The sequence below is a fragment of the Moheibacter sediminis genome (assembly GCF_900176425.1).
GTDB lineage: Bacteria > Bacteroidota > Bacteroidia > Flavobacteriales > Weeksellaceae > Moheibacter > Moheibacter sediminis.
In genome coordinates this window covers 191,922-208,766 of the sequence record NZ_FWXS01000005.1, presented here as the reverse complement: position 1 = coordinate 208,766, position 16,845 = coordinate 191,922, and the positions used below count along the sequence as shown (strand labels likewise).

The following is a 16,845-nucleotide window of genomic DNA, read 5'->3' as shown; positions in this document are numbered from 1 at the left end:
TGATTCATAAAATTCAGCTTAAATTAGCGCTATGTTCAAAGCGCAATATCCACAACGAATCATTTGTCTGACCGAAGAAGGAACTGAAATTCTTTACGCAATCAACCAGCAGCACCGTTTGGTCGGCATAAGCGGATTTACGCGAAGACCCAAACAAGCACGAAAAGAAAAACCGAAAGTTTCTAATTTCATTGATGCAAATTTTGATGCGATTCTGGAACTGAAGCCGGATCTGGTAATCGGATATTCGGATTTGCAGCGCGATATTGCTTCAGAATTAATCAAAAACGGAATTAATGTTTTCATTTTTAACCACAGAAGTATAGATGAGACGTTGAGCATGATTCTTCAGTTTTGTTCATTAATTGGAAATGAATTGGAAGGAAAAGAATTAGTTCAAAATTATATTTTAAATTTAAATAATGCTTTGGAAATGAGTAAATCATTCCCATTTCGACCAAAAGTATTTTTTGAAGAATGGAATGATCCTTTAATTTCATCTATCCAATGGGTAAGTGAATTGGTTGAAATCTGTGGAGGCGATTTGATTTTTCCCGAATTAGCAAAAGAATCGATGGCAAAAGACAGAATCGTCCATCCAGATTTGGTGATTGATAAAAATCCCGACATCATCATCGGCTCATGGTGCGGAAAGAAATTTAAGCCAGAAAAAGTGAAAGCCAGAAAAGGTTGGGAAGAAATCAGCGCAGTGAAAAATAACCACCTTTACGAAATCAAATCTGAAATAATATTACAGCCGGGGCCTGCTGCTTTGACCGACGGAATCCTGCAAATACAATCCATCATTTCGGGATTTTTTCATACATAGAATCACATTTAATTGCGCATTATTTTCAATTGTTTATTTTTGCTCCCATACACATCACAAATGAAGACAAGATTCTATTATATCATCCCTTTTGTAATCATCACAATTACAGCTATTTTAATTGGATTAGATTTCATTTTCAAAATTGTTCCGGATGGTATTTTGATGGTAGCGAGATGGCTTTCAATTTTGAGTTTGGTGCTTTATTGTATCAAGAAAAAATCATTGACTTCATGGATTTTATTTGGAATTGTGGCAGGCGCTGTTATCGGATATGATTTCCCATCTGTTGCAAAATCTTTACAACCGTTGAGCAGTGGATTTATCCGATTGGTAAAAACAATTGTCGGTCCTATCATCTTCGCGACTTTAGTGTATGGAATTGCGGGACATTCTGACCTGAAACAAGTCGGAAGGATGGCCTGGAAATCTTTGCTTTATTTTTATTGTGCCACCACACTGGCTTTGTTCATAGGATTGGGAGCCATAAACATTACCCAAGCGGGAAAAGGAATTGACGCGAGTAAATTTCCGCAGGAAGAATTACCTCCGAGTTCTGCAGGCTTGAAAGCCAATGACATTTCAGCATTGGAAGATCTGCCTGAAAATGTGCATTGGTTGTATAAAACTACTGCGTTTTTCAGAGATGTCTTTCCGGAAAATATTGTGAAATCTATGTTTGAAAATTCAGTACTCCAAATCGTTGTGTTTGCAGTTATTTTCGGAATTGGATTGGCAATGGTCGAAGAAAAGAAGAGAAAACCTTTGGTCAACTTTGTAGAAAGCCTGGCCGAAACGATGTTCAAATACACCAACATCATCATGTATTTTGCACCTATCGGTGTAGGTGCTGCGATGGCTTATACGGTTGGACATATGGGTGTTGAAATCCTGAAAAATTTATTGATGCTTTTGCTGACTTTGTATGGTGCATTGATGGTATTTTTACTAGGTGTTTTGCTTCCGATTGCTTTGTACATGAAAGTTCCCATCAAACAATTCGTCAATGCATTGAAAGAACCGGTTTCGATTGCGTTTGCAACGACGAGTTCAGACGCTGCTTTGCCGAAAGTGATGAGTAACATGGAAGCTTTTGGAGTGCCGAGAAAAATTGTCTCTTTTGTGGTGCCGACGGGTTATAGTTTTAATCTGGACGGAACGACATTGTACCTTTCACTGGCTTCGATATTTGTCGCGCAGGCGGCAGGAATGGATCTTAGCATCGGGCAGCAATTGTTAATCTGTTTGACGTTGATGGTAACGAGCAAAGGTGTTGCAGCGGTTCCGCGTGCTTCATTAATTATCTTGATTGCAACGGCTGACCAATTTGGATTACCGCTGTTCATAATCGCTGCCATTCTGGGGATTGATGAATTGATGGACATGGCAAGGACTTCTGTCAATGTAATCGGAAACTGTCTGGCTTCGGTTGTTGTAGCCAAATGGGAAAAAGAATTTGATCAGGAAAAAGCCCTTAATTATGGAAAAGAAAAACTTGTAGAAGATTCATTGAATTAAGAGCTTTTTTATTTAAGTATTTGTAATTAAAATTCCAATCCCCCGGTTCTCCATTGAGAATTCTTCCTGTAATAATCTGCTCGAAATTCTTTTGCATTTTGCATTTTCACATTTTCGACAATTTCCACACGCCATCCAGCCATCAATTCCTTTTTTATGTCTCCTTTCTCCTGCTCTTTTTCTTGATTACCAAATTCTTCATTTATGATTAAATTGGTTAGATTGTTATTAATAATGAAAGATAATAAAAAAACCTAATTCCTAAGTTAGAGAAAAAATAGTTTACAGTTAAATCGCGGATTAAATCAAGCAAGTATTTAACGTATTTGATATTTATAAAGAAACATGTAATTATTCCAAACAATAATATTTCTTGACCAAATTTCAATTAAATAAGAATGTTTTAATTTTCTAAAGAATTTAAATCATACATTTATTTTAAATTTGTTATTCACGCATAGTAAAAATAAAAATGACAATACAAGAACTTAAATCACAAATCACACTTCCCATAATAGCTTCGCCGATGTTTATCGTTTCCGGAACGAAACTCGTCATCGAATGCTGCAAAAACGGAATTGTCGGCACCTTCCCTGCCCTCAACGGGAGAACTTCCGAGGCATTCGAAGAAATGCTCAAAGAAATCACTTCCGAACTCGAAAAATTCGAATTCGAAACAGGAATCAAGCCAGCACCTTACGGCGTAAATATCATCGTCAATCATACCAATCCTCGAGTTTTACCAGATTTGCAGATTTGTGCCAAATACAAAGTTCCGATTATCATCACTTCACTCGGTGCCGTAAAAGAAATTGTCGATGCCATTCACGAATACGGCGGATTAATTTTCCACGATGTCATTAAAAAGCGACACGCCGAAAAAGCTGCCGAAGCCGGAGTGGATGGAATTATCTGTGTCGCCGCCGGAGCGGGAGGACATGCCGGAACGGCCAGCCCATTTGCTTTAGCAGCCGAAATCAAAAATTTTTACAACGGTGCAATTGTCCTGGCAGGAAGCATCAATTCCGGAAAAGAAATCCTCGCTGCACAAACTATCGGTGCTGACTTCGCGTACATGGGAACGCGTTTCATCGCCACGCAAGAATGTTTGGCTTCAGATGAATACAAAAATATGATTGTGAATTCGGGAATCGATGATGTGATGTACACCGATGGCGTTTCGGGTGTTAATGCCAATTTTCTCAAAAAAAGCATCGAACAAGCCGGCATCGACACAATCGAAAAGAAACAAGAAGATTTTTCCAAACTCACGGGTGAACACGCCAAAGCTTGGAAAGATATTTGGTCAGCTGGACACGGTGTTGCAGAAATCAAAGACGTTCCAACTGTTCATGAATTGATCGAAAGACTAAAATCTGAATACAAATCGGCTTTGGATAAAAATTTAGAAATTAAAAACAATTTGAAGTTTTAATGAATTATCATTACGAGGAACGAGAAATCTATATAAATTTTAAGATTTCTCACTCCCCTTCGCTTCAATCGAAATGGCAAAGGAATTAGTTAATTTTATAGAATGAAAAACACAAAACAACTCATAGATTTAATCCACCTAAGAGAAATTGACACACAATTATTTATCGGAAAAAGTGAATCTGTCGGCAGTCTCAATGTTTTTGGCGGACAAGTTTTGGCGCAAGCTTTAAATGCTGCTTACAGAACGGTTGCCGAAGATCGATTTTGTCATTCGCTGCACGGTTATTTCATCTTGCCGGGAAATCTGGAAAAAGACATCGTTTACAAAGTTCAGCTCGTGCGTGACGGCGGAAGTTTTACGACACGTTATGTAACCGCAGAGCAAGACGGAAATTCAATTTTTGTGTTGGCTGCTTCCTTTCAGAAAGAGGAATCAGGATTTGATTTTCAAGGCAATATGCCTGAAGTTCCTTTGCCGGAAACGCTTTTTAGTTGGGAAGAAATTTATGAACAGACCAAAGAATTTTTACCAAAAAGTTTCGGAGAATTTCTTTCTTTGGAAAGACCTGTTATTTTCAAACCTACTGTGATCAATAACCCTTTAGAAAAAATAGATCTACCACCTATGCAAAATGTTTGGTTTAAATTTAAGGAAATGAATGAGGGAGTCACTATTCAGCATTTTCACGAAATTTTGGCTTACACATCCGATTACAACATTTTGGTTACTGCTTTGCAACCGCATGCTTCCAAAGCCCATTTTGGAAATACGCAGATGGCGAGTCTCGACCATGCGATGTGGTTTCACCGAAAACCGGATGATTTTTCAGGTTGGTTTTTGTACAGCATCGAAGTTCCAAGCACTTCCAATTCACGTGGATTGACCAATGGAAAAATATTTTCCCAAGATGGAAAACTCATTGCTTCGGTTGCACAAGAAGGTTTGATGCGCCAAAAAGTTAAGTAAGATGAAAATTGTTTACACCATTTCATTATTGGTTTTGTCCAATGTTTTCATGACCATTGCGTGGTACGGACATTTGAAATTTAAAGAATATACTTGGTTTGCCAACATGGGTTTGGTCAAAATCATCTTGTTCAGCTGGATGATTGCATTATTTGAATATTGTGCTATGATTCCCGCTAATAAAATCGGATTTGAAGGAAATGGAGGCCCTTTTACCATCTGGCAATTAAAAGTAATTCAAGAAGTTATCACTTTAGTTGTTTTTACAGCATTTACGTTGATTGCATTTAAAAATGAATCGTTGAAAATGAATCATTTGATCGGATTTATATTTTTGGTTTTGGCAGTTTACTTCATATTTAAAAAATAATTTGAATTCTTAATTGGCAAAAACAACTTTGGTCTGCTTTTAGCTTAAAGAATCTTTTGAAATTTTAACATTTCATTTTTAAAACTATATTTGAAAAAACTAAATTAATAATATGTCAAAAATACTCATCATAGAAGACGAAGCCGCGATCAGAAACGTAATCAAAAATATTTTATTGGATGAAGATAAATCCTATGAAGTTGATCTTGCAGAAGATGGTGAAGTTGGTGTGAAAATGATTTCAGAGAATGATTATGATTTAATTATCAGCGATATAAAAATGCCCAAAAAAGATGGCGTTCAGGTTTTGGTTGAATCTTTGGAAGCCAATCCTGATTTGTCTTTCCTGATGATTTCTGGTCATGGCGACATTGATACCGCAGTAGATTGTATCAAAAAAGGCGCTTTTGATTACATCGCAAAACCACCGGATTTGAACAGATTTTTGATGACTGTAAGAAATGCCCTGGACAAAAAAGTATTGATTACCAAAAACAAAGAATTAACCACAGAAAACAAAGCGCTCAAAAGAAAAGTAGCTAAACAATATGAAATGGTGGGTTCTTCTCCCGCTCTTTCCCACATTCAGGACATCATCGACAAAGTGGCTGATACCGATGCCCGCGTTTTGATTACGGGTCCAAATGGTACAGGAAAAGAATTAGTAGCGCATCATGTTCATGAAAAAAGTTCAAGAAACCGCAAGGCTTTGATCGAAGTGAACTGTGCCGCAATTCCTTCTGAATTAATTGAAAGTGAATTATTCGGGCACGTAAAGGGATCATTTACAGGTGCACACAAAGACAAGGAAGGGAAATTTGAACTGGCACATGGAGGAACTATTTTCTTAGATGAAATTGGAGACATGAGTCTTCCGGCTCAGGCAAAAGTTTTACGTGCACTTCAAGAAGGAAAAATCATCCGCGTGGGTGGTGACAAAGAGATTAAAGTGGATGTACGGGTGCTTGCCGCGACCAATAAAGATTTGCGCAAAGAAATCGATGAAGGCAGGTTCAGAGAGGATTTGTACCACCGTTTGGCGGTCATCGTAATCGAAGTTCCTTCGTTAAATAACCGTAGAGAGGACATTAAACATTTGGTCAATCATTTCGCTGTGCAGGTTGCAGAATCTTCAGGAATGATAGTGAAAGATTTTTCTGATGAAGCAATTAAGTTGCTAGAAAATATAGACTGGACAGGAAACATTCGAGAATTGAGAAATGTTGTTGAACGTCTTCTTATTTTAGGGGGAAATCCGGTTTCGAAAGAAGATGTCGAAATGTTCGTTAAGAAATAATTCAATCCCTATACTAAACTGAAGATTGAATACGTTAAAATTCAATCAAAAATTAATTATACATGAAAAAATTATTGATTCTTTTAAGCATAGGAATGATGATTGTTTCCTGCGGAAAAAAAGAAAATACTGCTCCCGGAGAACTATCTGAAACCGATATAGAAAACATGGAAGAAACTTCACAAATTAATTCTGAAAATATAGAATACGAAGGAACTTTCAAAGGAAAAATCAAAGGAAAAGACGTTGAATTAAAGATAGATGGAGATGCTTTTGAATTGACCGAAAACGGAAAAAGAGCACATGGCAGCTGGGCAAAACTAGGTGATGGCACTAGCATCGAACTAGAGCCCAAAGGTGGTACAGTTTCCGTAAAAGTTTACGGATATTCGGACAACGACACTTGGGTTGCAATGAATGATGACGCTACATTACCGGAAATTGAAGAATATTTAAAACGCATTCCTGACTAATGAAAAAATTTATACTTCTCTTAACCGCAACAGTTTTAATTTCCTGCGGAAAGCAAAACAAAACCCAAGAAATCGGAGAGCGTTTTTTTGAAAATTATTCCAAAAGAAAAGAAATTGATAAGATGGTTTCTTTTTATGCCAAAGATTTCCATTATGAAAACATCGGATTTGAATCGGAAGCTGATGATCCAAATTTTTTGTACAAAGATTTTTATGGATGGACTGACCAAGGCTTTATTTTTTCAAATCCTGAAACCATCAAATTAGATGAAATCGTAACAAGCGATTCTACCATTGTTGCCAAAGGAAAATTTATGCCGCACAGCTATAATAACCGAGCAGTGGAAGAAATGCGTTTCGTTATTTGGCTGGAATTGGACAAAGATTTAAAAATCAAAAAGCAAACCGATTGGTTTGATTATCCAATGACTGAAATCATCGAAGCTTTTTACTTGAAACAGAATATGAAAGTGGAGTAAAAATTCACTCTAAATTACCTTGACAAAGTTTAATAAGTTATAAAACCAAAAACCCCGACATTTCTGCCGGGGTTTTCTTTTATATGAAAATTTAATTATTTCACTTCTTCGAAATCTACATCTTCCACTTCGCCATCGGCTTTTGCAGTTGTTTCTGCAGAATCTGCCGGATTTGCTGCAGCTTGTTGCTCGTTCATCGCAGCGTACAATTCCTGGGATGCCGCTGCCCAAGCTTCATTTAACTTCTCAACAGCTGGGTCGATTTGTGAAACTTCCTGAGTTGAATGTGCCGTTTTCAGTTCTGCCAAAGCAGTTTCAATCGGTTCTTTTTTGTCAGCCGGAATTTTCTCTCCGTATTCTTTCAATTGTTTCTCCGTTTGGAAAATTAAAGCGTCAGCGCCATTAATTTTTTCGATTTTTTCTTTGGCTTCAGCATCTTTTGATGCATTTTCCTCCGCTTCTCGTTTCATTCTCTGGATGTCTTCATCGCTCAAACCTGAAGAAGCTTCAATTTTGATAGACTGCTCTTTTCCTGTTCCTTTGTCCTTCGCAGAAACGTGTAAGATACCGTTTGCATCGATATCAAAAGTTACTTCGATTTGTGGAACACCACGTGGTGCAGGCGGAATGTCAATCAAGTCAAATCTTCCGATTTCTTTGTTGTCATTGAACATAGAACGCTCACCCTGACCGATTCTCAAAGTTACTGCAGGTTGGTTGTCAGCTGCTGTTGAGAAAGTTTCAGATTTTTTCGTGGGAATGGTTGTGTTGGATTCAATCAATTTAGTGAAAACACCACCTAAAGTTTCAATACCCAATGAAAGCGGTGTAACGTCTAACAACAATACATCTTTCACATCACCGGTCAAAACTCCACCTTGGATTGCTGCTCCAATCGCTACAACTTCGTCAGGATTTACTCCTTTTGAAGGAACTTTACCAAAGAATTTTTCTACTTCTTCCTGAATTTTCGGGATACGTGTAGAACCCCCTACCAAAATCACTTCATCAATTTGCGAAGCAGACAAACCTGCATCACTTAATGCTTTTTTACATGGATCCATCGAACGACGAACCAAATCGTCTGTCAATTGTTCAAATTTTGCGCGAGTCAAAGTTTTTACCAAGTGCTTAGGACCTGTTTCATTTGCTGTGATATATGGCAAATTTATTTCAGTTTGTGCAGAAGAAGATAATTCGATTTTTGCTTTTTCAGCTGCTTCTCTCAAACGTTGAAGTGCCATCGCATCTTTTCTCAAATCTACATTTTCTTCTGACTGGAATTCGTCAGCCAGCCATTTGATGATTGCATTGTCAAAATCATCTCCACCCAAATGTGTGTCACCATTTGTAGAAAGTACTTCAAAAACTCCGTCTCCTAATTCAAGGATTGAAATATCAAAAGTTCCCCCACCCAAGTCATAAACTGCTATTTTTTTGTCGCTGTTTGCTTTATCCAAACCATAAGCCAATGCTGCTGCAGTCGGCTCATTGATAATTCTTTCTACTTTCAAACCTGCAATTTCTCCGGCTTCTTTTGTAGCCTGACGCTGTGCATCGTTAAAATATGCAGGAACCGTAATAACGGCTTGCGTTACTTCATGTCCTAAATAATCTTCTGCTGTTTTCTTCATTTTTTGAAGTACCATTGCAGAGATTTCTTGCGGTGTATAATTGCGTCCGTCAATTTCTACGCGCGGGGTGTCATTGTCACCTTTGACAATTTTGTACGGAACATGTTCTGTTTCTTTGTTTGCTTCTGAGAATGTGCTTCCCATGAATCTTTTAATCGAATAAATAGTTTTGTGCGGGTTGGTCACGGCTTGTCTTTTTGCCGAATCTCCCACTTTTCTTTCACCACCTTCTACGAAAGCTACGATCGAAGGAGTAGTTCTTTTACCTTCTGCATTTGGGATTACAACAGGTTCGCTACCCTCCATCACTGCAACGCAGGAGTTTGTAGTACCTAAGTCAATTCCTATTATTTTACTCATTTTATATAATTTTATTGTAGATTAATTTTTCAATTCAATAGTCAATGATTGTGCCAACAGAATTTTTGGAATTAATTGTCAGAATTTAATGACAGAATGACAGATTTTGAATTAAAGTGTAATAATTATCCATTTACCGCTTAAGAAAAAAATACAAATTGTATTACTAAATCAAAAACCCGAAAACTTTCGTCCTCGGGTCTAAAATCAATCTATTATGAAAAAAAATCTCTTTATTTTTATTAGCTAAATTCAGGTTCTTCACTTCGTTCTGAATGACCTTTTTATCTATCAATCGAGCCTAAAACTCTTTTCATGAAATGGTTGGCTGCATCGCGTTCGCTCATTCCGTCATCAACCATTGCTTTCATTTCCATCGCTCCGCAGATGTTTGAGATGATTTCGCCGATGGCTTCCCTTTCCTCTTCCTTTACAGCAGGCGAATCGGCATAGATTTCCAATACTTCCAAAGCATTTTCCATGGCTTCGTTGGAAACTGATTTTGCTAAATTTTTATAAACCGGCAATTTCATTTGTAATCTCTTTTAAATGTTCTTCTTTCGATGTCACTACCTGATTGACAAAAGTTCCCTGATTATAAATTGCGAACGTAGGAAGGTTGGTAACTTCGGCTAGCTTACGGCTTTCTGGGAATTTTTCGGCATCAACGTAAATGAACTGAATATCAGGATTTGCTTCTGCCAAACGTTTTACTTTTGGTTTGAGCAAGCGGCAGTTTCCGCACCAGGTCGCTCCGAACTGAACCAAAACTTTTGGATTTTGGTTCAATATTTCGGGTAAATTATCTTCTGAAATTTCTACGAACATGATTTAGTTCAAATTAACGTTAGTTGATAAATATTCAGCAACACCGTCTTTGGTTGCGTTCATCGCAGCTTTTCCTTCTTCCCAGTTTGCAGGACAAACTTCTCCGAATTTCTCTACATGAAGAATAGCATCCAACAAACGTACATACTCTTCGATATTTCTTCCCAATGGCAAATCGTTGATAGTTTCGTGGCGAACTACACCGTTTTTGTCGATGATGAAAGTTCCACGGTAAGCTACCGGAAGACCTTGGAAAACGATTCTGTCCGTTTCATAATCATTTACATATTCTCCTGCCAAAACACCGTAATCCATAGAAATTGTTTTTGCTAAGTCAGCAACTACCGGATAAGTTACACCTTGTATGCCTCCGTTGTCTTTTTCAGTATTTAACCAAGCTAAGTGTGTTTCTTCCGAATCAGTAGAAACTGCTACCACAACGGCATCTCTTTTTTCAAATTCAGCTAACTTAGCTTGAAATGCGTGCAATTCTGTTGGACAAACAAATGTGAAATCTTTTGGATAAAAGAATAAAACTATATTTTTCTCGCCGATTGGCAATGCGAAGTCTGAAACGATTTCTTCTCCGTCCAAAACTGCCGGAGCGATAAATTGTGGGGCTTTTTTTCCTACTAATGACATAATCTTTTGGTTTTAAATTCAAGGCAAAATTATGTCTGACAAATTCAGGATAGAAAAGAACTCAATAGCTAAATGTAATCGTGGAATTTAGGGGATTTATGATAAATTTATCTAATTGATTTTTAGTGTTTTAATAATTTAAATTTATTGAATTATGATATCAATCATGAGGGTGTTTATAAAATAAACAATTTAATTATTGCCAAATTTTGAGGAAAGAAATGATTCTCTCATAATTTCTCCAAGTTTTTCATCGGTATACATTATGTTTACAGTTAATTCTTCCTTCCCAATGAGAGTACTATGCATTTCATTATAGAACTTAGTATTGTTAGGATATGTCAATTTGATTTTATTAACCTGAAACTTTAATCCATCAATCATTTCTACAGATCTTTCTTCATCTATAATAATATCTGGAATCTGATTATTGAATGTTTCAGTTAAAATTTCATTAACCATATCAAAAGAATCAGAATGATTTCCATCAATGCTTTCATCAAATGGTTGAAAACTTGCTTCAAATATATTTAAATTAGATTTCTTAAAAATGAAAATTATTTTAGAATTGTTTTCTATTGTTTCTCCAAGAGTATTTTCTATTGCTTGAGTTCCTCTATTTTGATGTTTTTCCCAATCCTGTTTACTAACAGCCTCAAAACTTTTAGGAATATTAAGAGTCCAATTAAATCTTTTGAATTTAATTTCTCTATAATCGGAATTTTGTTTTTTGCAAGCTGCAAATAAAAAAAAGATAGTTAAAAATATAGAAATTCTGAATCTCACGATATATCAATTAAAAACCTCAAAATTCTCCCCATCAAAAGAAGCATAAACCATAGAAGGATGCGAATCTTGGTGGTAAATATTTCCTGATTTATCAATCGCGATCGCACCCGCAAAACCGTCAAAAGGTTTCAATTCATCAAAAGTTCTGGAAAATGCTTTTTCAATTTTTAATCCATCTGTTACTCGCGTAACGATTTTAGCTGCGACTGCTCCGCTCACGATATCCTCTCCTACTCCTGTGCAGCTCACCGCACAGTTTTGATTGGCATAATTTCCGGCAACCGTTGCAGAGTCTGAAATTCTTCCCGGAATTTCAAAACCTTTTCCACCTGTGGAAGTTGCAACAGCTAATTTCCCATTGGTATCTAAAGCTACACAACCAACAGTTCCCGAACCGTTTGATTTTGCTTTGGCCAAATACTCTTCTTTTCGTTGCGGGATTTCAGTTGAGAAAAATTCAAATCCGTTTTTTCTCGCAAATTTAGTTGCCCCTTCTCCACCCAAGACTTTATCATCATAACTCAACAATTTTTCTGCAACCTGAATTGGGTTTTTTACATTTTGAATGTTTATGACACCACTCATTTTTTCTGTAGTTCCATCCATCAAAGAAGCACTCATACGGATTTCGCCGTCACTTTGGATTTGGGAACCGATTCCGGCATTGAACAATTCGTCATCTTCCAAAAGAGAAACAGCATAAACTACTGTTTCCAAAGCGGAATGATTTTTCAAAAATTCAAAAGATTTGGAAGCAATTCTTTTCAGCGCTTCCTGCTTTGCGATTTTGGTTTCCTGATTGGTATGGGATTCACTGAAAAATCCACCATGAATGATGATCTTCATTTATTCAACTTCTTGTACAGATTCGCCGTGGATGATTAATTCAGAAGTATTCAAATCATATGTATCGGTCTGACTCATTACATGGACAATCAAATTGCTGATAGAAACAGGTTTACCCAACGAAACATCGGTAAGATTTGTATTTTTGATTTGTCTTCCGTCCACCAAAATTACCAATCCGGAACCGATGGCTTCCATTTTCGTTCCGTCCTTTATCAATAATCCGGTATCTTCTCCCAAACCGATCCCCAAAACTTTTGGATTTCCTACAACCGCCTGAAACAAACGCCCGATGCGTCCTCTCTGCACAAAATGCGTATCAACAATCACATCTTCAATAAAACCTAATCCGCTTGTGATTTTCACTTCACCTTTCAACAAGGCTTCTTTGCTAGAACCTTGGTAAATCATACTGCTCGAAGCTGCGGCTGCTCCTGCGGAAGTTCCTGCATAAATGAAATCTTCGTTATGATATTTATCCAAAAGGATATCCTGAAATTCTGTTCCTCCCAAAATAGAAGTCAAACGAAGTTGGTCTCCACCCGTGAACATTACAACATCAGCTTTTCTTACTCTTTCGAGAACTTCAGGCTGCATAGCTTGCTCACGTTTTTGAATATGTAATACATCTACCTCTGTCGCACCCAAATAATTGAACGCCTTTATATATTCCGCTCCCACTTCCAATGGTATCGTCGAAGCAGTTGTAATTACTTCAATTCGGGATTCATTTTTATGTTTTGACTCGTTGATTAAACGCTTAAGAATTCCCTTTTCGAAAAAGTTTAGGTTGTTGGCAACATTTTCGTCAAAACTTACTTCAGTAAAACTGCCTTTGTCTACAGCTCCACCGATAATAATTAGTTTTCCTTTAATACTCATGCGACAAAACTAAGAATATTTTTATAACTCCCTAATTTCATTTTGTAATTTAAAATGGATTATAAACTGACTATTTTTTATTTTTTTTCATGATAAAATACAGTTAATTCAAAATAATTGTTAATTTTATCAAAATATGAGTTTAATTATTTGTTAAACTTAATTACACTAAAAATTACTTAACCATTATGGAAATATTGAAAATTCAGGCGCTGAGAGGTCCAAATATTTGGAGTGTAAGAAGAAAAAAATTAATCCAGATGCGTTTGGATTTACAAGAATTAGAAGAATTACCAACCAATAAAATAGAAGGTTTCCGTGAAAGAATCGAAGCCATGATGCCTACCCTTATTGAACACAGATGTTCGGAAGGTGTGCGTGGCGGTTTTTTTATGCGAATTGAAAACGGAACCTGGATGGGTCACGTAATAGAACACATCGCACTTGAAATTCAAACACTTGCAGGAATGGATACGGGATTTGGCCGCACACGTGTTACCAAAACACCAGGTGTTTATAATGTGGTTTTCAGTTATGTGGAAGAAAGTGTTGGGATGTTTGCAGCTGAAGCTTCAGTAAGAATTGCGCAGGCTTTGGTTGACGGAACAGAATATGATTTAGAGGCCGACATTCAGCGCATGCGCGAAATCCGCGAACGAGTTCGTTTAGGACCGAGTACGGGAAGCATTGTGGAAGAGGCAGTTGCGCGTGATATTCCATGGATTCGTTTGGGAACAAATTCTTTAGTTCAATTGGGTTATGGAATCAATCAAATGCGTTTTCAGGCAACAATTACTTGTAACACGAGCAATATAGCCGTTGATATTGCATGCGACAAAGAAGAAACCAAAAAAATGCTGGAGAATTCTTCAGTGCCAGTCGCTTCAGGTTCTATTTGTGTTGACGAAGAAGATTTGGTTGCTACAATTAATAAAATCGGGTATCCGATTGTAATCAAACCTTTGGGTGGAAATCACGGGAAAGGTGCTTCCATTAATGTAACCAATTTTGAGGATGCCAAAGCAGGATTGGAACATGCACAAAAATATGGCAGAAGAGTTATTGTAGAAAAATTCATTACAGGACACGACTTCCGTATTTTAGTAATTAATCACAAAATGGTTGCAGCAGCACAAAGAGTTCCTGCACACGTCATCGGAAACGGAGAAAATACAGTTAGAGAATTAATTGACACCGAAAATCAAGACCCACGCCGTGGATATGGTCATGAAAATGTTTTGACCGAAATCAATATCGACCGTGATTCTTTGGATTTATTAGATAAATTGGGATATACAGAAGAATCAGTTCCCAAAAGAGGAGAAATTGTTTATTTGAAGTCTACTGCAAATCTGAGTACAGGTGGAACTTCCATCGATGTCACAGATATGATTCATCCGGAAAATATTTTCCTTGCTGAAAGAATTTCAAGAATCATAGGATTAGACGTTTGTGGGATCGATATCATGGCAGAAAATCTTACGCAGCCTTTACAGGAAAACGGTGGCGTTATTTTAGAAGTAAATGCCGCTCCGGGATTCAGAATGCACTTGGCTCCTTCCGAGGGATTGCCAAGAAACGTAGCCGCTCCGGTAATCGATATGCTTTATCCTCCGGGAAAACCAAGCCGTATTCCGATTATTGCTGTTACAGGAACCAATGGGAAAACTACCACTACGAGGCTTTTGGCTCACATGGTTAAAAACAAAGGTTACCGTGTTGGTTTTACGACCTCAGATGGAATTTACATTCAAAATCATCTGTTGGAAAAAGGCGACACAACCGGACCATTTAGTGCGGAATATATATTGAAAGATCCGACAGTTGAATTTGCTGTTTTAGAAACGGCTCGTGGTGGAATTTTGAGAGCAGGATTGGGTTTTAGCCGATGTGACATTGGAATTATCACCAATATCCAAGAAGATCATTTGGGATTAAATGACATCCATGATCTGGAAGATTTGGCTAAAGTAAAAAGAGTTGTCGTACACAGCATCAAAAATGACGGGTGGGCAATTCTGAATGCGGATGATGAACATTGTATGAAAATCTCTAAAGACCTGGAATGTAACATTGCTTATTTCAGTATGGATGAAAATCAGCCGCATGTACAGGCACTTTCAAAAGCTGGCAAAACTTTGGCGGTTTTTGAAAACGGATACATTACCATCAAAAAAGGAGACTGGAAAATCAGAATTGAACGTGTAACCCAAGTTCCAATTACTGTAGGCGGTAAAGCGAAATTCATGATTGCAAATGCTTTGGCAGCAACTTTAGCGGGCTATTTATCAGGATTTAATTCGGAAGATTTGAGTTTATCTTTGCAGACATTTATTCCAAGTGCTGCACAAACTCCGGGAAGATTGAACATATTTAATTTCAAAAATTTCCAGGTAATGATTGATTTTGCTCATAACCCAAAAGGATACATGGCTATTGAAGATTTCTTAGGAAATATAGATTCTCCACACAAAATCGGAATCATTGCCGGTGTAGGTGACAGACGAGATGAAGACATCAAAGAATGCGGGCGGATTGCAGGAAGGATGTTTGACCATATCATCATCCGACAAGAAAAACATTTGCGTGGAAGAACTGAACAAGAAATCATTGATTTGATTTTGGAAGGAATTCATTCGTCGAACAAAGAAATCACTTATGAAATCATCCCGAAAGAAGTCGAAGCCATCAAACATGCTATCAATAATGCAAAAGACGGAACTTTCATTACAGCATTGAGTGACGTGGTTACAAATGCTATAGAAATCGTACAAAGCTATTTGGACAAAGAAAATGAAAGCGTAATTTCAGGATAAAAATACACAATTATACACATGAGGAAAATCTGTGGCTCGGAATATTGAGTCGCAGATTTTTTTTACAATTTTTGCCATCCAATACTTGATTTGATTATTTTTGAAAAGTAAGTGGCACATCATTTGCAAAAACTTCAATTAAATTAATCGATTATGAAAAATTTAATTGCAATTTTAGTCATTTCAGCATTTGGAATTTTCCAGTCCTGCTCTACACAAACTATGAACGATCCACAAACTCTCAACCTCGAACTTTCCGGAAGTTATACCCTCGAGTTCATCAACGAAGTCAATATAGATGAAGGCTTTCCTAACAAAAGACCATCTCTCACTCTGGAATCTGTTTCTAAAAAATTAACCGGAAATACCGGCTGTAACCAAATGTTTGGAAACTTCAGCACTGATCAAAACAAAATCAGTTTCAGCGGATTGGGAATGACCAAAATGTTTTGTGAAGGCGTAAACGAAAGTGCCTACACCAAAAATTTGGAGAAAGTTGCTTCTTACCGATTTGATAATGACAAATTGAGTTTCTTTGATGACAAAGGTTTGGAGCTTTTGCGCTACACAAGGAATTCAATCGTGAAGTAAATGAGATTTGTTTTAAAGATTCCTCGCACCTCTAAATAATATGTGCAAGTCCTTCTGAATCTCGTGAAACGGGAGGAAGAATCTCTA

General features: G+C 37.2%; 17 protein-coding genes. 10 read left to right on the top strand and 7 right to left on the bottom strand.

All coding sequences use genetic code 11. The features are described 5' to 3' along the window. Positions 1 to 31 precede the first annotated feature (31 nt). From B8977_RS09165 to B8977_RS09130, 8 genes are all read left to right on the top strand, one after another. Positions 32 to 829 carry an ABC transporter substrate-binding protein gene (locus tag B8977_RS09165; protein WP_084017409.1) on the top strand — a complete coding sequence of 266 codons (798 nt, stop codon included), beginning with the start codon at positions 32 to 34 and terminating at the stop codon, positions 827 to 829. 60 nt (positions 830 to 889) lie between these two features. After that, positions 890 to 2,347, top strand: a complete 1,458-nt coding sequence (locus B8977_RS09160) for a dicarboxylate/amino acid:cation symporter (protein ID WP_084017408.1) — start codon at positions 890 to 892, stop codon at positions 2,345 to 2,347. Positions 2,348 to 2,819: 472 nt separating this feature from the next. Further along, positions 2,820 to 3,782 carry an NAD(P)H-dependent flavin oxidoreductase gene (locus B8977_RS09155; RefSeq protein WP_084017407.1) on the top strand — a complete coding sequence of 321 codons (963 nt, stop codon included), beginning with the start codon at positions 2,820 to 2,822 and terminating at the stop codon, positions 3,780 to 3,782. Positions 3,783 to 3,884: 102 nt separating this feature from the next. Beyond that, positions 3,885 to 4,751 (top strand): acyl-CoA thioesterase, encoded by an 867-nt coding sequence (locus B8977_RS09150; protein WP_084017406.1) that lies wholly within the window; start codon positions 3,885 to 3,887, stop codon positions 4,749 to 4,751. Between the two features lies 1 nt (position 4,752). After that, positions 4,753 to 5,121 (top strand): DMT family protein, encoded by a 369-nt coding sequence (locus B8977_RS09145; RefSeq protein ID WP_084017405.1) that lies wholly within the window; start codon positions 4,753 to 4,755, stop codon positions 5,119 to 5,121. A gap of 112 nt (positions 5,122 to 5,233) precedes the next feature. Further along, entirely contained in the window at positions 5,234 to 6,418 is a 1,185-nt protein-coding gene (locus B8977_RS09140) for a sigma-54-dependent transcriptional regulator (protein WP_084017404.1), read from the top strand. A gap of 62 nt (positions 6,419 to 6,480) precedes the next feature. Next, complete coding sequence (locus B8977_RS09135; RefSeq protein WP_084017403.1) at positions 6,481 to 6,891, top strand: hypothetical protein; 411 nt, start codon at positions 6,481 to 6,483, stop codon at positions 6,889 to 6,891. Next, positions 6,891 to 7,370, top strand: coding sequence for a hypothetical protein (locus B8977_RS09130; protein ID WP_084017402.1), 480 nt, complete (start codon positions 6,891 to 6,893; stop codon positions 7,368 to 7,370). The genes B8977_RS09135 and B8977_RS09130 overlap by 1 nt, the downstream gene beginning before the upstream one ends. A gap of 95 nt (positions 7,371 to 7,465) precedes the next feature. Here the strand turns inward: B8977_RS09130 and dnaK are convergent, their stop codons facing one another. The 7 genes from dnaK to B8977_RS09095 form a co-directional block, all read right to left on the bottom strand. After that, complete coding sequence (dnaK, locus tag B8977_RS09125) at positions 7,466 to 9,364, bottom strand: molecular chaperone DnaK (protein WP_084017401.1); 1,899 nt, start codon at positions 9,362 to 9,364, stop codon at positions 7,466 to 7,468. A 284-nt stretch (positions 9,365 to 9,648) separates the two neighbouring features. Next, positions 9,649 to 9,897 carry a DUF6952 family protein gene (locus B8977_RS09120; RefSeq protein WP_084017400.1) on the bottom strand — a complete coding sequence of 83 codons (249 nt, stop codon included), beginning with the start codon at positions 9,895 to 9,897 and terminating at the stop codon, positions 9,649 to 9,651. Beyond that, positions 9,878 to 10,192, bottom strand: a complete 315-nt coding sequence (locus tag B8977_RS09115) for a thioredoxin family protein (RefSeq protein WP_084017399.1) — start codon at positions 10,190 to 10,192, stop codon at positions 9,878 to 9,880. The genes B8977_RS09120 and B8977_RS09115 overlap by 20 nt, the downstream gene beginning before the upstream one ends. Positions 10,193 to 10,195: 3 nt before the next feature. Then, complete coding sequence (locus B8977_RS09110; protein WP_084017398.1) at positions 10,196 to 10,834, bottom strand: peroxiredoxin; 639 nt, start codon at positions 10,832 to 10,834, stop codon at positions 10,196 to 10,198. A gap of 192 nt (positions 10,835 to 11,026) precedes the next feature. Continuing rightward, the gene (locus B8977_RS09105) at positions 11,027 to 11,620 is read right to left on the bottom strand and encodes a hypothetical protein (protein WP_084017397.1); all 594 of its coding nucleotides are present in this window, start codon (positions 11,618 to 11,620) and stop codon (positions 11,027 to 11,029) included. A 6-nt stretch (positions 11,621 to 11,626) separates the two neighbouring features. Beyond that, positions 11,627 to 12,469, bottom strand: coding sequence for an isoaspartyl peptidase/L-asparaginase (locus B8977_RS09100; protein ID WP_084017396.1), 843 nt, complete (start codon positions 12,467 to 12,469; stop codon positions 11,627 to 11,629). Then, positions 12,470 to 13,351 (bottom strand): cyanophycinase, encoded by an 882-nt coding sequence (locus B8977_RS09095; RefSeq protein ID WP_084017395.1) that lies wholly within the window; start codon positions 13,349 to 13,351, stop codon positions 12,470 to 12,472. Positions 13,352 to 13,539: 188 nt separating this feature from the next. On the opposite strand from B8977_RS09095, the gene cphA reads away from it, so the two are divergent. Together cphA and B8977_RS09085 are read left to right on the top strand one after the other, a co-directional pair. Further along, a complete protein-coding gene (cphA, locus tag B8977_RS09090) occupies positions 13,540 to 16,167 on the top strand; it encodes a cyanophycin synthetase (RefSeq protein ID WP_084017394.1) in 2,628 nt (875 codons plus the stop codon). 153 nt (positions 16,168 to 16,320) lie between these two features. Then, positions 16,321 to 16,758, top strand: a complete 438-nt coding sequence (locus B8977_RS09085) for an META domain-containing protein (protein WP_084017393.1) — start codon at positions 16,321 to 16,323, stop codon at positions 16,756 to 16,758. Positions 16,759 to 16,845: the final 87 nt, after the last annotated feature.

What these genes read in the sequence shown, in the direction of transcription:
- B8977_RS09145 (WP_084017405.1), top strand. Translation starts at nt 4,753, where the DNA reads ATGAAAATTGTTTACACCATTTCATTATTGGTTTTGTCCAATGTTTTC.
- B8977_RS09140 (WP_084017404.1), top strand. Translation starts at nt 5,234, where the DNA reads ATGTCAAAAATACTCATCATAGAAGACGAAGCCGCGATCAGAAACGTA.
- B8977_RS09160 (WP_084017408.1), top strand. Translation starts at nt 890, where the DNA reads ATGAAGACAAGATTCTATTATATCATCCCTTTTGTAATCATCACAATT.
- B8977_RS09155 (WP_084017407.1), top strand. Translation starts at nt 2,820, where the DNA reads ATGACAATACAAGAACTTAAATCACAAATCACACTTCCCATAATAGCT.
- B8977_RS09095 (WP_084017395.1), bottom strand. Translation starts at nt 13,351, where the DNA reads ATGAGTATTAAAGGAAAACTAATTATTATCGGTGGAGCTGTAGACAAA.
- B8977_RS09110 (WP_084017398.1), bottom strand. Translation starts at nt 10,834, where the DNA reads ATGTCATTAGTAGGAAAAAAAGCCCCACAATTTATCGCTCCGGCAGTT.
- cphA (WP_084017394.1), top strand. Translation starts at nt 13,540, where the DNA reads ATGGAAATATTGAAAATTCAGGCGCTGAGAGGTCCAAATATTTGGAGT.
- B8977_RS09135 (WP_084017403.1), top strand. Translation starts at nt 6,481, where the DNA reads ATGAAAAAATTATTGATTCTTTTAAGCATAGGAATGATGATTGTTTCC.
- B8977_RS09085 (WP_084017393.1), top strand. Translation starts at nt 16,321, where the DNA reads ATGAAAAATTTAATTGCAATTTTAGTCATTTCAGCATTTGGAATTTTC.
- B8977_RS09120 (WP_084017400.1), bottom strand. Translation starts at nt 9,897, where the DNA reads ATGAAATTGCCGGTTTATAAAAATTTAGCAAAATCAGTTTCCAACGAA.
- B8977_RS09130 (WP_084017402.1), top strand. Translation starts at nt 6,891, where the DNA reads ATGAAAAAATTTATACTTCTCTTAACCGCAACAGTTTTAATTTCCTGC.
- B8977_RS09100 (WP_084017396.1), bottom strand. Translation starts at nt 12,469, where the DNA reads ATGAAGATCATCATTCATGGTGGATTTTTCAGTGAATCCCATACCAAT.
- B8977_RS09165 (WP_084017409.1), top strand. Translation starts at nt 32, where the DNA reads ATGTTCAAAGCGCAATATCCACAACGAATCATTTGTCTGACCGAAGAA.
- B8977_RS09115 (WP_084017399.1), bottom strand. Translation starts at nt 10,192, where the DNA reads ATGTTCGTAGAAATTTCAGAAGATAATTTACCCGAAATATTGAACCAA.
- B8977_RS09150 (WP_084017406.1), top strand. Translation starts at nt 3,885, where the DNA reads ATGAAAAACACAAAACAACTCATAGATTTAATCCACCTAAGAGAAATT.
- dnaK (WP_084017401.1), bottom strand. Translation starts at nt 9,364, where the DNA reads ATGAGTAAAATAATAGGAATTGACTTAGGTACTACAAACTCCTGCGTT.